The sequence below is a fragment of the Ensifer sp. 38_S197 genome, from assembly GCF_056924495.1.
Window position 1 is genome coordinate 123,937 of the sequence record NZ_JBXOVZ010000002.1, and the last position, 13,062, is coordinate 136,998.

Below are 13,062 nucleotides of genomic sequence, written 5' to 3' on the forward strand. Positions count from 1 at the left end.
AAAACCGGGCGCGAGATTTCTTGTCTGTGATTTCTGCTGATCCAAGCTTGGCTTGATGATCATCAGGCCGAGCGTTTGCCTAATCCAGGGGCAGCTCGGGCCTCCGCGATATCCTTGGCAATCTGCTTGCGCAGTAGACGCAAGCGCAGATCGATCTCCTCCTGATCGTCCGTGTCGACGAGCTGCGTGAGGAGCCCTGCATAGTAGCGGTCGACTGTAAGCTCCACCGACTTTAGCGGCAGCAAAAGCCCCGCATTGGCATGCAGCTCGGTGACAATCATTTCCACTCGTTCACGAAGGTCGGTCTGAGCGCCCTCGGTTCCGAATAGCAACCAATGGGGACTAACGCCGAGGATATCGCAAATTTTTGCGACCTCATGCAGTCCAAATGACCGCACACCCTTCTTGTATGCGGTCCAGGTGTTGGGAGCGATCCCCAACTCCGTCGCCAATGCGCCTTCGTTTCCCCAGCGGTTCTTGCTGAGAATACGCTCTATGATCGCGTCATAAGAGAATTCAATCACTTACGCTTAGTATCGCAATTTTCTGCGACGACCAGTTGATGATCGCAATATTTTGCGATAATCCTTTCCATGAACACGGAACAAATCACCCATGAAAAGGGAGACCGGCCAGGGCCTCCCTTTTCACAACGAGGATTGACTATGCACCGCCCCCAAAGGACGGACAAGCCACGCGACCCCTCCGCCAACAAGCTGGAGGAACTTGCTTCTGTTAAGACCAAGCTCCTTCTTGCTGGCTTCACAACCTACGACATCGATCGTAGCTATTACCTGCCACGCGGGACCGCCGGAACGACGCTCCGCGAACCCAACATGGCAGGGGAACAGGCAATCGCCGCTGCTCTCGGTACAAAGGCGCACTTGTTGTGGCCGAGCCGTTACCAGCCCTCCGGTCAGCGGCGATCCCCTCAGCCGCGTGAGAACTATGAGCGCCCGCCGACCATGCGGCAACGCCAAAAAAAGGCGGGCGCTTAGACATGGAAAACCCCTTCATCCCGTCTCGTTCCCGCTTCTGCAATGCGGCCCAAACAGCGCTTTTGTTTAGCGTAGCGCTGTGCGGCCTCATCGCCGCAGCAATCGTCGTCGGCAGGCAGCTATGGTGAACCCTTACGACGAACACCAGCGCCTGGAATTGATGCTCGCATGCTGCTTCAAAGCCGTGCAGTCTCACTTCTCACACATCGCCGTGCGCGACATCATCTCGCCGCCGCACGACCTTTTCGACGCTGCGCTCGCGCGCCAGATGGCGATCTACATTCTTCACATCGAGTTCGACGTGCCGCGCCGACGCATCGTCAAGATGCAGGCGCGGCAGCGCACGTCCATTTCCTTCGCCATCAGCAAGATCGACGAGCGGCTCGGCTGCCCGGTTTTTGCCAAGGCCTACAGCCGTATGGCCGCCAGGGCGAAGGACCTCTTCATGCAACAGTTGAGAAAGGCGGCAGCGTAATGGCCGAGTTCAAGCGTATCAAAATCTCCGAGATCGTCGTTCCCGAACGACTGCGCGCTGTCGAAGAAGAACACGCGATCGCAATCGCGCAGAGCATGGTGGAGCACGGTCAGATCAACCCGATCACGGTTCGATCGACGCCCGCTGCGAAGGGCGGAAAATTCACCCTCGTCGCGGGAGCCCATCGCCTTCGGGCCTGTGTCCTCAATGACGACATCGACATTGATGCGATGATCGTCGAGGGCGACAAGGCCGAGGCCCAGCTGGTCGAGATCACCGAAAACCTCTTTCGTAATGAGCTGTCCGTCATTGATCGGGCTGTCTTCGTGCAGACCTACCGCGACGTTTGGGAGCAAAAGCACGGGAAGATTGAACCCGGTCGGCCGGGAAATAGCGCCAACCTGTCGCAATTGTTTGAGACAGAGGCCGAGGCCGGCGGCTTCTCGCAACATGTCGCCGACCGCATGGGCGAAACCAAGCCTAAAGAGGAGCTGTCGGAGATAGATCGCCAGCGCGCTCTGCAGGCGGAATTGCTCACGATCTGGAAGAAGGCGGACGAGCACTCGCATCGCTTTTTCCTCCTCGATCTCGGAGTGCCGAAGGCCCTCGTCGATGACGTGATGAAGGCGCTTGCTGCGAGGGAAGCGGAATGAAGCGCGACCCCGCCCAATTCGACCTCTTTCTAGAGCCGCTTTTCCCGGTTCGCGTGCCCGTCGCGCGGATCGATATCGACCGCTACCGCTCGAAGATGAAACGCGCCATGGCTCGCGCCATTCGCGAGTGCCCGTATGATCGCCCGACCGTCGCCGCTCGCATGGCCCAATATCTCGGGCTGCCGTCGATCAGCAAAGCCATGCTCGACGCCTACACGGCCGAGAGCAAGGACGGGCACGACATCACCCTCCCACGCTTTGCCGCCTTCGTGCATGCGACCGGCGCCATGTGGCTTTGGGACGAGGCCGTTTCCGAACAAGGCGCGACCCTTCTCGTCGGCGACGAAGCCCGCCTCGCCGAAATCGCCCGCCTACAGCAGGAACAGGAGACCATCCGCCAGCAGTTGCGGATGCACAAATCCCGCCCCGTCACGATCCGGAGGACACGCACATGAAGGAGTGGCTGACGTCCACCGAAATCGCGGCAGCACGGCTGCCCGACCTGCCGCAGACCCGCCAGGGCATCGAGTTGATGATCGCCCAATCCGGCTGGCGCTCGACAGAGCAGGCGCGGCCTCGTGTGGGTCGCGGCGGCGGCTTCGAGTATCACATCTCCCTTTTGCCGGCAGCCGCCCAGGTTCGGCTTCGGCATGCTCCGGACGCGGCCGGATGGGACGAAGCCCGGGCCAGAAGGAACCTGCTTTGGTCTCGCTTCAACTCCCTTTCGAAAGCGAAGAAAAGGGTATGTGAGGAGCGCTTGAAGGTCCTCAATCGCGTCGAGCAGCTCGTGCGTGATGGTGGCCTGAACCGAACCGCCGCGATCGCGGTCGCGACGCTCGATGCCGGAATTCAAAAGTCCGCCTATTACGAGTGGCGCAAGGCTACCGAGGGCCTCGACCCCGAAGATTGGCTGGCCGCGCTCGCGCCGAGCAGCCCATCGGCTGACGGCGTCGTTTCGCAAGTTGCCGAGTGCCATCCGGACGCATGGGACTTCCTGAAATCCGACTTCCTGCGCCCAGGTGAACCCAAGTTTTCCGCCTGCTATCGGCGGATGATGACTGCGGCCACGTCTCACGGCTGGTCGCCTATCCCTGCCGAACGGTCGCTGCGGCGCCGGATGGATGCAGAAGTGCCGAAGGCGATCCAGGTGGCGACACGCCAAGGCTCGGAGCGCGCGAAGACGCTCTACCCAGCCCAGCGCCGAACGCGCTCGCACCTGCATGCCATGGAAGCCGTCAACATGGACGGTCACAAGCTGGACATCTTCGTTCGGCTTCCCGGCCGCGACAAGCCGACCCGCTTGTATCTGGTCGGTATTCAGGATCTCTATTCCGGCAAGATCCTCGCCTGGCGCCTGTCAGAAGCCGAGACGTGGGAGGTCGTGCGCCTGGTCATCGGCGACATGGTCGAAGAGCATGGCATCCCCGATCGCATCTACCTCGACAACGGACGCGCCTTTGCTTCGAAGAAGATCTCCGGTGGCACGCGCACTCGCTACCGCTTCAAGGTCCGCCCGGAGGATCCGCAGGGCCTGTTGACGGCGCTGCAGATCGAGACGCATTTCGTGCTGCCGTATTCGGGCCAGTCGAAGCCGATCGAACGCGCCTGGGGCGACTTCGCCGAGAACGTCTCGAAGCATCCGATCTGCGCCGGTGCTTACACAGGCAAGAACCCCAATGAGAAGCCCGAAGACTACGGCACCCGCGCGATCGAACTCGACGCGCTCTCTCGCCTCGTGGCGGAACTGGTGACCGAGCATAACGCTCGCAAGGGTCGACGCGCCGAGACCGCGAAGGGTCGTAGCTTTGACGAAACCTTCGCCGAAAGCATGCGCCTGCCGACGACGATTGTTCGACGCGCAACCGATGCGCAGCGCTTCCTTTGGCTTCTGGCATCGGAGGCGATCCGCACCCACAAAGGCAGCGGCGAAATCCACTTCATGGGCAACCGCTACTGGGACCGCGCGCTGAACCAGTACATGGGCAAGCAGGTGACGATCCGCTTCGATCCGGATCACCTCGCAAAGCCCGTCAAAGTCTACGACCTCGAAAACCGGTTCATCTGCGATGCCGAATGCATCGCCAATACCGGCTACGAGAGCCAGGACGATGCCCGCACCCATGCCCGTGGCCGGGCAGAGTTCAAGAAGGCAAATGATGCCTTGGCGAAGGCGCACCGCAAGCTTTCGCCGATGGAACTCGGCCAAATCTTGGAAAAGGGCCGCAAGGCCGAGGAGCGACCCGAGCCTATCCGGCCGGCTGTCACCCGCATCGTCACCGGCAACCTCGCGACGGCGCCTATCGAGGCGATCAGCGAGGACGAGTTTTCCGACAGTTTCTCGAAGGCCATGTCCCGAATGTCGGGCGGGGCTTCGATCCTCCCATTCTCGAAAGGGAATACGGCCGAAAAGTAAGGCGTCTCGGCCGTCAGCATGAACCGAAATGTATTGAGTGCGGTTCCGAAAAAAACAGGGCGGGAGTGCAAGTCCCGCCCAACAAACGGCCCCTCAGGGCATCTGAACAAGGAACCTTTTAGATGAACAAACATGTGACCACAAGCCCCGCAGCCGCTGCCCTCTGGGACCGGCCGACGCCAACGCGGGAGTTTTTGGCCAAGCATTCGGCTGAGGATGTTGCGGAATGGGAGCGGGTAACCGATCGCATCCGCGAGGTCGCGGGGGCAAACGGCTTCACCAAGGCCGAGACCCAGCGGCGCATCGGGATGAAGGACGGCACCTTCGCCCAATGGATCGGCGGTAGCTACCTCGGGCGTCTCGAACCCTTCACCCGTCAGGCCGCCAACTGGCTCGAAGCTTTCGAGGAAAGCGTCAGCCTGGTCGCCACCATTCCGAACTCTCCGGAATATATCCCGACCCGGATCAGCCGAGAGATCTTCGAAACCCTGCAGTGGGCGCAGATGACGGCGGACATGGTGTTTGTCACCATCGGCGCCGGCATGGGCAAGACGGCGACTTGCCGCCGCTATGCCTCGACCAGGCCGCACGTCTTCCATGCCACGATCAGCCCGCACACCAAGACTGTGCATGGCATGCTCGTCGAGCTGGCCGAAGAACTCGGCGTGCGCGAGGTGAACCCGGCTAAGCTGACCCGCGCGATCGGCGCCAGGCTCGCCCGAACCGGCGGCGGCACACTGCTCATCATCGACGAGGCGCAGAACCTCGTTGATGATGCCATCAACCAGCTCCGCCATTTCATGGACATCTACCAGTGCGGCATCGCTCTGGTGGGCAACGAAGAGGTTTACACCCGCTTCAACAAGTCCAATGGCGGGCCTAGCTATGCGCAGCTCAAGCGCCGGATCGGCAAGCGGCTGAAGCGCGCGACCCCCTACGTCGAGGACATCCATGCATTTATCGCCGCTTGGGGCGTATCCGCCGAGGACTGCGTCCAGTTCCTAACGGGCGTCGGCAAGAAAGGCGGCGCCCTCGGCCAGGTCGATAAGACCCTCAAGCTCGCCCACATGCTCGCGATTGGTTCCGAAGAGGAGCTGTCGCTCAAGCACATCAAGGCTGCCTGGGAGAACCGTGACGTGGAGGACATGCAGTGACCAGCATCCTCGACACAACGGCCAGCTCCGAGATCCAATCGCTCCTCGACGAGGTGCAACACCAGGCCATGACAGGCGTCGACCTCTCCGTCGCCCAAATGCGCCTGGTCGCCAATCGGCTGCGCACAATCGGCTCACTCGTTTACCTGATGGAGCAGGAACTCGCCGTCCATCGCCTGGGCGAACAGAGCCGCGCTGCTGTCAGCGTAATCGAGACCGAGGCCGGCGAGATCCTCGCCGAGCCGGTGCGGGAGAAGGACGGCAACGTCCTCCACCTCGATTTCGGCGGGAGGAACTGATGGTTCCCGAGATCATCGACGACATGCGGAAAGCCTATCAGCCGTACGAGGGAAGCGGTGTTTTTCTGCAGCCTGAACACGTCCGTGTCTTGCTGTTGATGCTCGCCTATCTCGCAACCGAATGGCGGAACATGGAAAGCCGCCTTAACGGCCCCGCCACCGTCATCCTCCTCGACCCCAACAGCAACGTCGTTCCGCTGAAGCAGCCCCCGCCCGGTTTCAAGCCGGGCGGCGGCGCCGCGTAACCATCCCCGAAAACAGGAACTTTCCCAATGCAAGCAGTCATTCTCGAAGAAACCCCGAACGGCATCGTCAAGGTCAGCGGCCGCGACTACATGCCCGACGCCAAGGGCAACCTCGTCCCCGTCGAACTGATCAAGGCCGCCGACAAGCTGCAGGACGAAGTGGTCCGCAAGATCATGGGCTTCGCCATGGAACTGAGCGACCAGGTCGCACGCTTCCTCGGTCACACCATGACCGATCTTGGCGAATTCGACGCGCTCCTCGCCCAGGAATACAATGCCAAGATCGGCGGCGCGAAGGGCAATCGGACCTATCAGACATTTGACGGGCTGATGATGGTGAAGGTGCAGGTATCGGATTTCACCGATTTCGGCCCCGAGCTGCAGATCGCCAAAGCTAAGCTTGACGAGGTCTTGAACGAATGGTCCGCCGACAGCCGGCCAGAGATCCGCGCCATCATCACCCGCGCCTTCAACACCGACAAAGAAGGCCAGATCAACCGTTCGGAGATTTACACGCTGCTGCGGCTCGATATCGAGGACGAGCGGTGGAAGGATGCGATGAAGGCAATCCGCGACGCCATGCGCGTGACCGGCTCGAAGGAATACGTCCGCTTCTACCAGCGAGCCAAGATCACAGATGCGTGGCAGCCGGTGACCATCGATCTGGCGAAGGCCAAGGCAGGTGGTCAATGAGCGCGTTCGCCGTCCAACATGCCCGCCTCGCTCGGCTCAATGCCGAGATGCGGTGCCCTGCCTGCGGTAGCAAGCGGAACGGTTCGGCCTCACTCGAAGAACGGCTGACCGTATATTTCGACTGCGGCGCCATCTTCGCCTGCGATGGCGGCCTGCCGATCGTCGCGGACGTCCCGTGCCCCGGCTCTTCTCAAGTCGCTGCAGCCGCTCTGGACCGCGAGGCACGCCGCGATATCGCCCCTCGCAAACATCCCGCACTCGTCCTGGACGAGAACTGGTTGGCCAGTTTTGCGGCATGGAACCTCGCCACCTTCGGTCCAGGCAAGCGCACAGCTGGAACGATCGACCATATCAAGAAGGAGCTGCGCGAGATCGAGGCGGACCCCGACGACGCGAAGGAGTGGGTAGACATCGTGCTGCTCGGCCTCAACGGCCTGGTCCGTCAGGGACGGTCTCCGACCGAAATCATCGGAGCTATTCGCGGAAAGGACGCCGAGAACCGGACACGTCGCTGGCCCGACTGGAGGAACACCGATCCCAATCTGGCAATCGAGCACGACCGCTCGCCGGCAGTAGTTTGCGACCCCGACATGGCCGGAGTTCGGCCATGAAGGAAGCCCCAACCCTCTTTCAACTTGAGCAGTCGCTGGCGGACGAGTTCCGCCGCGACGGCTACCAAATCCACCAGCACGACGGCATGTCCTTCATCCGGATCGTCCACACGACCGAGCACGGCGAAGACATTATGACCGAAATCAATCTCACGCGACTTGCCGAGGCTATCCGGAGGAAGCTGTCATGAGCGTGATCTACTTCACCGACACATGCCGCCTGAAATCCTACTCGGCCGCAACTAGGGGCGCGAAATCGATCGTCAAGATCGAGATCGATGTCGCCGATCATCGCGATCTCGGCTTCCTCTTGCGCGAACTGGCAGAGATCGAAGCAGAGCAAAAGGCGAAAGAAAGGTCGCAGCGCAAGCCGGCCGCTGCCAAGGCTGCCCGGCCGCTCGCTCTTCCAAGTCCGCTTCTGCAACTCCCCTACTACGACGAGGAAGGAGCCTCAAATGACGATCATTGATCTCCAACAGGTCAAGGACCAGCGAGAAGGGCCTGACGCCGATTGCCTTCTCAGAGACCAGTGGGGCCGTCCCATGGGCATCTTCGGTGTCGCGTACAAAGTCGATGATCGAATGTTCTCGTTCAAAATCGAGGCCTACTCCGAAGAGGACGCGGAAAGGCACATCGACGCAATCCGCCAGGGCGTCGAGTTCCTTGGTCAACTCAGCCGTACCGGCGATTATTGAAGGAGCGCAGCCATGAACTCCACCGCAGCCATCCACGTAGCAAAGAAGCAGTTCGGCCTGGACGATGATACCTACCAGGCAAAGCTGAAGCGCATCACCGGCAAGACATCCACGAAGGACATGACCGAAGTTGAGCGCCAACAAGTGCTCACTGTGTTCCGAAACGAGGGCTTCCAGCCGGCGCCGAGCGCACCTCGGCCAAATGGTCGCGCCAAGCTCACCGGACGCTTTGCCGGTAAACTGCAGGCGCTTTGGATCGCCTGTTACAATCTCGGCATTGTCGAGAACCGCGACGACGCGGCACTGATCGCCTTCGTCAAGCGTCAGACCGATATTGATCACGTCCGCTTCGTAAGATTTCCCGACGATGCGGCAAAAGCGATCGAGGCGCTAAAGGGCTGGATGGCCCGCGAAGGCGGCGTCGTCTGGTCGAATGTCGACGCGCTCGCAAATTACGACCGAGCGGACGGCTACAAGATTGCCTGGGCCCAGTGGCGAAAGCTCTACCGGCCAGCCACGAGCACGCTGGCGTTCCGCATGCACGAAAGCATTCCGGTCGTCCGTTGGAAGTCGCCGCCCGGCTTCGTCGATTGGCCCAAGCTGTTGCGCAAGGTCGAAGTCGCGCGCTGGTGTAAAGAGAACCTCAAGCCGCTCCTGGACAAGCTCGACCCGCACCTGCGTTCTTGCCTCGGTGTCGACTTCGGCCGAACGGGCGACCTGTCCGTGTTTCATCCACTACAGGTGCGGGCAAACCTGACCACGGCAACGCCCTTCGTACTGGAGCTGCGCGACGTCCCGTTCGAATCGCAAAAGCAGATCGCCTACTACATCATCCGCCGACTTCCGCGGTTCTTTCATGCCGCGCTCGATGCCACCGGCAACGGCGCATTCCTGGCCGAAGCTTGCAGGCAAGAATTCGGCACTGCCAAGGTCAGCGAAATCAAGCTCTCGACGGACTGGTATCTGGTCAACATGCCGAAGCTTAAAGCGGGCTTTGAGGACCGTTCATTCGAGCTTCCGCTCGATGACGACATCATGAACGACTACCGCGCGGTCCAGATGACCAAGGGCGTCGCCAAGGTTCCGGACAATGCCAGGAGCGACGGCGCCGATGGATATCCACGCCACGGCGACACGGCGATCGCCGGTGCACTCGCCAAGTTCGCCAGCGAGCAGAAGAGCGGCGAGGCCGGCGCCGGCACGGCAGGCGAAGAACGACCGGTCGCCTCGGCGATGGAAGATTACGGCGCCGGCTTCGGTGCGATTGAGGACCGCGTGGACCTCTCCGACTACATGAGGATGTGAACATGGCGGACCCGATCCTGCCCGAAATCGCAACAGTCCATTCGGACCCCTTCGTCCCACAGTTCCAAACCGTCATGCAGCCGACCGACGACGTCCTGGCAAAGCGCGGCGGCGCCAAGGGCCTTGCGCTCTATGACGAGATCCGCCGCGACCCCCATGCCTTCGCCGTCCTGCAGAAGCGCAAGCTCGAAGTCGTCTCGCGCGAGTGGAACGTGTTCGAGGCATCGGATCGCCGTCTCGACAAGAAAGCGGCCGAGGAGGTCAAGCGTCAGCTCAAGGCCATTAACTTCGACCAGTTAACGCGCGGCCTGTTGGGCGCGGTGCTCAAGGGCTACGCAGTCGCCGAGATCATCTGGGCGAACGTCGACGGCACCTGGACCGCGACGGCCGTGAAGGTGAAGAAACAGCGCCGTTTCCGGTTCACTATGGACGGCGAACTCAGAATGCTGACGCGACGCAACTCGCTCGACGGCGAGCCGGTACCGCCGCGCAAGTTCATCGTCCATCGTCATTCAATTGAGGACGATGACGACGATCCCTATGGCGTCGGCCTCGGCAATGTCCTGTTCTGGCCGGCTTGGTTCAAGCGCCAGGCTCTCTCTCATTGGCTGCGCAGCAACGAAAAGCACGCCACCCCCACGACGGTTGCCCAGTACGAAGGGGACTACGACAAAAAGACCGAGGGCCAGCTCCTCGGGGCCATTCGCAGGATGGCGAACGATACCGGCGTCGCCGTGCCTGCCACCGTCGAACTCAGCTTGTTGGAGGCGCAGCGCGGGGGCGGCAGCGTCGACCATGGGGCGATCAACCGCTATCTCGACGAACTGATAAGCGAGGCCGTACTTGGCGAAACACTCTCGACCAACTCCGGCGAGCGCGGCGCTCGATCGCTTGGCGAGGTCCACAACCAGGTCCGGATCGCGATCGCCAAGGCCGATGCCGATCTCATCTGCACTTCAGTCCGTGACCAGCTCGTGCGCTGGATCGTGGAGCTTAATTTCCCCGGCGCAGGCATCCCCGACGTCTGGCGCGACTTCTCGGAAGCCGAGGATCTCGATGCGAAGGTCAAGCGTGACAAGACGCTGACCGAGATGGGCTATCGCCCGAAGGACCCGCAATACATCGACGATACCTATGGCGGCGAATGGGTCGACACGAAAGCTCAGCCCGACGAAACCTCCACGGATCAGCCAACGCCGGCCAGTCCGATCGCCGGTTTAGAGTTCGCCGATCCCGACGTGACCGATGGCAATGCCATCATCGAAGAACTTGCCGACCAACTGGCGACCATCGCGGCCCCGTCGATCGACGCCATGATTGACGCCATCCGGCAGGAGTTCACGGAGGCGCGCGACTATGAAGATCTGTCGCTGCGTCTTGCTCGACTTGCTGGCGAGATGGGTGTCGACGATCTGGCATCGGTGATGGAACAGGCGATCACCCTCGCTCGCCTCGAAGGGGAGAACGCCGAGAATGGCCGGTGAACTGCCATTTCAGGAAGCGATCGACTTCCTGCAGGGAAAGGTCAACCTGCCGACCCAGCGATGGGATGACTTGCGCCACGCCGCCCATGTCCGCGCCTTCTCGGTCGCGGGCGTCACCCGCGAGGATATGCTTGCCGACTTCCGCCGCGCAGTCGAAAAGGCTCGCTCGGAGGGCACCGGTTTCAATGAGTTCCGCAAGGAGTTCGATGCGATCGTCGACCGCACCGGCTGGAAGTTCAATGCGCGTGGCTCGACCGAGGAGGAGCGCCGCGCCTGGCGCGCCCGCATCATCTACACAACGAACATGCGCACCAGCTACATGGCCGGCCGCTACGCGCAGCTGACCGAGCCCGACGTCCTCAAGTATCGGCCCTATTGGCGGTACATCCATTCCGGCGCCGAGCATCCGCGCAAGCTACACCTCTCTTGGCACGGCCTCGTCCTGGAGGCGACGGACCCGGCATGGAAGGTGATGTATCCGCCGAACGGCTGGGGCTGCGGCTGTGATGTTGAGGCGCTGTCGAAGCGAGACCTTGCCCGCCTCGGCAAATCAGGTCCCGACCAGGCGCCCGTCTTCGACACCTACGAAGGCACGGACCCGCGCACCGGTGAGACCGAGATCCGATATCCCGGCATTGATCGCGGCTGGGAATACAACGTCGGCGACGATTGGCTCCATGGTCTCGTGCCCCAGCAGCTCCGCCAACCGCTGCCAGCGTTCGACCCGGCCGCGAGCGTACCCGCGAACCTGCCCGCAATGCCGGCGCCAACCACGGCAAGTGCCAACCAACTGCTGGGGGCGAACCTCCCGGCCCAAGACTACGTCGACCATTTCATGCAGGCGTTCGGTCTGAAGTCAGGCGAGAGCGGGTATTTCCGCGACGCGTCCGGTGGCATCGTCTCGCTTTCGGAGCGCATGTTCCAGGAGCGCGACGCGGCGGGCAAATTGATCGGCCTGAAAAGCGACAAATTCGATCGCGGTCGCTACGTCGGCCTGATGGCCGATACGATCATCAACCCGGACGAGATCTGGGTGGATTGGGCACAGGTCACCAGCGGCCTTGTCCTGCGTCGCGCCTATCTCAAGACCTTCATCCTTCCGAACAAGAAGGCGATTTTCCTGCGCTTCGAGTGGACGCGCCACGGCTGGATCGCGGTGACGGGCTTCGACACCTCGCACAAGTATGTCTCGAACTACCGGAAAGGGGCTTTGCTCTATGCCCGGAAATAACGAAAGCGCCGCTCCGATCCGCGACGCTTACCCGCGTGGCTTCAGGATGCGGATCGGCCGCTCACCACGCTTGGCATGCCAGGAAGATACGTCGCATCGGGCGACGTTTCAAGGAGCACGCTAAATGGCGGGCGCAGCGATTACACTCGACAACCAGGACGTCAACGAAGCGTTAGCCCGCATCGTGGCCGCTGCCGGCGACGTGACGCCCGCTCTGAAGAACATCGGTGAGTTTGAGGCTGGCGTGACCCGCCGCCGGTTTATCGATGCCGTGGATCCCGATGGCAAGCCATGGGTCGCGCTCAATCCGCTCTATGCCAAGACGAAGAAGGGACCAGGCATTCTTCGCGGCGAGACCCGTACACTCAGCCAGATCATTTGGCAGCTGGCGGACGGCGGCGTCGTGATCGGCTCGAACGAAGTGCAAGCGCGGATCCACAATGAGGGCGGCGTCATCCGTCCCAAGAATGCGGCAGCACTCGTTTTCTCGATGGGCGGTCAGACCTTCAAGGTCCAGAAAGTCACGATACCGAAACGTGAGTTTCTTCGTTTCAACGCCACCTCCGAGACCCGCATTTTGGAGATCGTGGAGGATCATTTCCTCGACGTGATCGAGCAAAACGACTAACCGATAGGAAGGCCCCAGAAACGCGCTCTGGCGCTTTGGGGGCTCCGGTGTTAGCTTCCGACCTAGAAAACGCGCCCACGGCCTTCAAAATGGCCTCGAAAACGAAGCAAGGCGCGGACCCCCCTCCTAAAAATCACCTGAAATAACGGCAGACACCCACAAACCGTTGCGACTGTTT

18 protein-coding genes are annotated in these 13,062 nt (G+C 61.4%); 17 read left to right on the forward strand and 1 reads right to left on the reverse strand.

What is annotated here, in order from left to right:
- Positions 1-62: 62 nt before the first annotated feature.
- Entirely contained in the window at positions 63-524 is a 462-nt protein-coding gene (locus tag AC1Z3V_RS13935; RefSeq protein WP_483499809.1) for a helix-turn-helix domain-containing protein, read from the reverse strand.
- A 141-nt stretch (positions 525-665) separates the two neighbouring features.
- On the opposite strand from AC1Z3V_RS13935, the gene AC1Z3V_RS13940 reads away from it, so the two are divergent.
- The 17 genes from AC1Z3V_RS13940 to AC1Z3V_RS14020 all read left to right on the forward strand — a co-directional run bounded on the left by AC1Z3V_RS13940 (position 666) and on the right by AC1Z3V_RS14020 (position 12,884).
- Complete coding sequence (locus AC1Z3V_RS13940; protein WP_483504083.1) at positions 666-998, forward strand: helix-turn-helix domain-containing protein; 333 nt, start codon at positions 666-668, stop codon at positions 996-998.
- A 121-nt stretch (positions 999-1,119) separates the two neighbouring features.
- Positions 1,120-1,473 carry a hypothetical protein gene (locus AC1Z3V_RS13945; protein WP_483499811.1) on the forward strand — a complete coding sequence of 118 codons (354 nt, stop codon included), beginning with the start codon at positions 1,120-1,122 and terminating at the stop codon, positions 1,471-1,473.
- Positions 1,473-2,126: a ParB N-terminal domain-containing protein gene (locus tag AC1Z3V_RS13950; RefSeq protein WP_483499813.1), complete on the forward strand. Its 654-nt coding sequence runs from the start codon at positions 1,473-1,475 to the stop codon at positions 2,124-2,126. Before AC1Z3V_RS13945 ends, AC1Z3V_RS13950 begins: the two co-directional genes overlap by 1 nt.
- Positions 2,123-2,581, forward strand: a complete 459-nt coding sequence (locus AC1Z3V_RS13955; RefSeq protein WP_483499815.1) for a hypothetical protein — start codon at positions 2,123-2,125, stop codon at positions 2,579-2,581. The genes AC1Z3V_RS13950 and AC1Z3V_RS13955 overlap by 4 nt, the downstream gene beginning before the upstream one ends.
- Positions 2,578-4,539, forward strand: coding sequence for a transposase domain-containing protein (locus AC1Z3V_RS13960; RefSeq protein WP_483499817.1), 1,962 nt, complete (start codon positions 2,578-2,580; stop codon positions 4,537-4,539). The genes AC1Z3V_RS13955 and AC1Z3V_RS13960 overlap by 4 nt, the downstream gene beginning before the upstream one ends.
- Before the next feature lie 122 nt (positions 4,540-4,661).
- A complete protein-coding gene (locus AC1Z3V_RS13965; protein WP_483499819.1) occupies positions 4,662-5,693 on the forward strand; it encodes an AAA family ATPase in 1,032 nt (343 codons plus the stop codon).
- Complete coding sequence (locus tag AC1Z3V_RS13970; protein WP_483499820.1) at positions 5,690-5,992, forward strand: hypothetical protein; 303 nt, start codon at positions 5,690-5,692, stop codon at positions 5,990-5,992. The genes AC1Z3V_RS13965 and AC1Z3V_RS13970 overlap by 4 nt, the downstream gene beginning before the upstream one ends.
- Positions 5,992-6,237: a hypothetical protein gene (locus AC1Z3V_RS13975; protein WP_483499822.1), complete on the forward strand. Its 246-nt coding sequence runs from the start codon at positions 5,992-5,994 to the stop codon at positions 6,235-6,237. The genes AC1Z3V_RS13970 and AC1Z3V_RS13975 overlap by 1 nt, the downstream gene beginning before the upstream one ends.
- 27 nt (positions 6,238-6,264) lie before the next feature.
- Entirely contained in the window at positions 6,265-6,930 is a 666-nt protein-coding gene (locus AC1Z3V_RS13980; protein WP_483499824.1) for a DUF3164 family protein, read from the forward strand.
- Positions 6,927-7,541 carry a dATP/dGTP pyrophosphohydrolase domain-containing protein gene (locus AC1Z3V_RS13985; protein WP_483499826.1) on the forward strand — a complete coding sequence of 205 codons (615 nt, stop codon included), beginning with the start codon at positions 6,927-6,929 and terminating at the stop codon, positions 7,539-7,541. The genes AC1Z3V_RS13980 and AC1Z3V_RS13985 overlap by 4 nt, the downstream gene beginning before the upstream one ends.
- Positions 7,538-7,732, forward strand: coding sequence for a hypothetical protein (locus tag AC1Z3V_RS13990; RefSeq protein WP_483499828.1), 195 nt, complete (start codon positions 7,538-7,540; stop codon positions 7,730-7,732). The genes AC1Z3V_RS13985 and AC1Z3V_RS13990 overlap by 4 nt, the downstream gene beginning before the upstream one ends.
- Positions 7,729-8,010 carry a hypothetical protein gene (locus AC1Z3V_RS13995; protein WP_483499829.1) on the forward strand — a complete coding sequence of 94 codons (282 nt, stop codon included), beginning with the start codon at positions 7,729-7,731 and terminating at the stop codon, positions 8,008-8,010. The genes AC1Z3V_RS13990 and AC1Z3V_RS13995 overlap by 4 nt, the downstream gene beginning before the upstream one ends.
- Positions 7,997-8,236 (forward strand): hypothetical protein, encoded by a 240-nt coding sequence (locus tag AC1Z3V_RS14000; RefSeq protein WP_483499831.1) that lies wholly within the window; start codon positions 7,997-7,999, stop codon positions 8,234-8,236. The genes AC1Z3V_RS13995 and AC1Z3V_RS14000 overlap by 14 nt, the downstream gene beginning before the upstream one ends.
- A 12-nt stretch (positions 8,237-8,248) precedes the next feature.
- The gene (locus AC1Z3V_RS14005; RefSeq protein ID WP_483499832.1) at positions 8,249-9,541 is read left to right on the forward strand and encodes a phage protein GemA/Gp16 family protein; all 1,293 of its coding nucleotides are present in this window, start codon (positions 8,249-8,251) and stop codon (positions 9,539-9,541) included.
- A 2-nt stretch (positions 9,542-9,543) separates the two neighbouring features.
- Positions 9,544-11,025: a DUF935 domain-containing protein gene (locus AC1Z3V_RS14010; RefSeq protein ID WP_483499834.1), complete on the forward strand. Its 1,482-nt coding sequence runs from the start codon at positions 9,544-9,546 to the stop codon at positions 11,023-11,025.
- Complete coding sequence (locus AC1Z3V_RS14015; protein WP_483499835.1) at positions 11,015-12,256, forward strand: PBECR2 nuclease fold domain-containing protein; 1,242 nt, start codon at positions 11,015-11,017, stop codon at positions 12,254-12,256. Before AC1Z3V_RS14010 ends, AC1Z3V_RS14015 begins: the two co-directional genes overlap by 11 nt.
- A 124-nt stretch (positions 12,257-12,380) precedes the next feature.
- Complete coding sequence (locus AC1Z3V_RS14020; protein ID WP_483499837.1) at positions 12,381-12,884, forward strand: phage virion morphogenesis protein; 504 nt, start codon at positions 12,381-12,383, stop codon at positions 12,882-12,884.
- Positions 12,885-13,062: the final 178 nt, after the last annotated feature.

Coding starts and splice junctions, on each gene's coding strand:
- AC1Z3V_RS13990 (WP_483499828.1), top strand. CDS start 7,538: ATGAAGGAAGCCCCAACCCTCTTTCAACTTGAGCAGTCGCTGGCGGAC.
- AC1Z3V_RS14010 (WP_483499834.1), top strand. CDS start 9,544: ATGGCGGACCCGATCCTGCCCGAAATCGCAACAGTCCATTCGGACCCC.
- AC1Z3V_RS13940 (WP_483504083.1), top strand. CDS start 666: ATGCACCGCCCCCAAAGGACGGACAAGCCACGCGACCCCTCCGCCAAC.
- AC1Z3V_RS13975 (WP_483499822.1), top strand. CDS start 5,992: ATGGTTCCCGAGATCATCGACGACATGCGGAAAGCCTATCAGCCGTAC.
- AC1Z3V_RS14020 (WP_483499837.1), top strand. CDS start 12,381: ATGGCGGGCGCAGCGATTACACTCGACAACCAGGACGTCAACGAAGCG.
- AC1Z3V_RS13995 (WP_483499829.1), top strand. CDS start 7,729: ATGAGCGTGATCTACTTCACCGACACATGCCGCCTGAAATCCTACTCG.
- AC1Z3V_RS14005 (WP_483499832.1), top strand. CDS start 8,249: ATGAACTCCACCGCAGCCATCCACGTAGCAAAGAAGCAGTTCGGCCTG.
- AC1Z3V_RS13965 (WP_483499819.1), top strand. CDS start 4,662: ATGAACAAACATGTGACCACAAGCCCCGCAGCCGCTGCCCTCTGGGAC.
- AC1Z3V_RS13960 (WP_483499817.1), top strand. CDS start 2,578: ATGAAGGAGTGGCTGACGTCCACCGAAATCGCGGCAGCACGGCTGCCC.
- AC1Z3V_RS14000 (WP_483499831.1), top strand. CDS start 7,997: ATGACGATCATTGATCTCCAACAGGTCAAGGACCAGCGAGAAGGGCCT.
- AC1Z3V_RS14015 (WP_483499835.1), top strand. CDS start 11,015: ATGGCCGGTGAACTGCCATTTCAGGAAGCGATCGACTTCCTGCAGGGA.
- AC1Z3V_RS13985 (WP_483499826.1), top strand. CDS start 6,927: ATGAGCGCGTTCGCCGTCCAACATGCCCGCCTCGCTCGGCTCAATGCC.
- AC1Z3V_RS13955 (WP_483499815.1), top strand. CDS start 2,123: ATGAAGCGCGACCCCGCCCAATTCGACCTCTTTCTAGAGCCGCTTTTC.
- AC1Z3V_RS13980 (WP_483499824.1), top strand. CDS start 6,265: ATGCAAGCAGTCATTCTCGAAGAAACCCCGAACGGCATCGTCAAGGTC.
- AC1Z3V_RS13950 (WP_483499813.1), top strand. CDS start 1,473: ATGGCCGAGTTCAAGCGTATCAAAATCTCCGAGATCGTCGTTCCCGAA.
- AC1Z3V_RS13945 (WP_483499811.1), top strand. CDS start 1,120: ATGGTGAACCCTTACGACGAACACCAGCGCCTGGAATTGATGCTCGCA.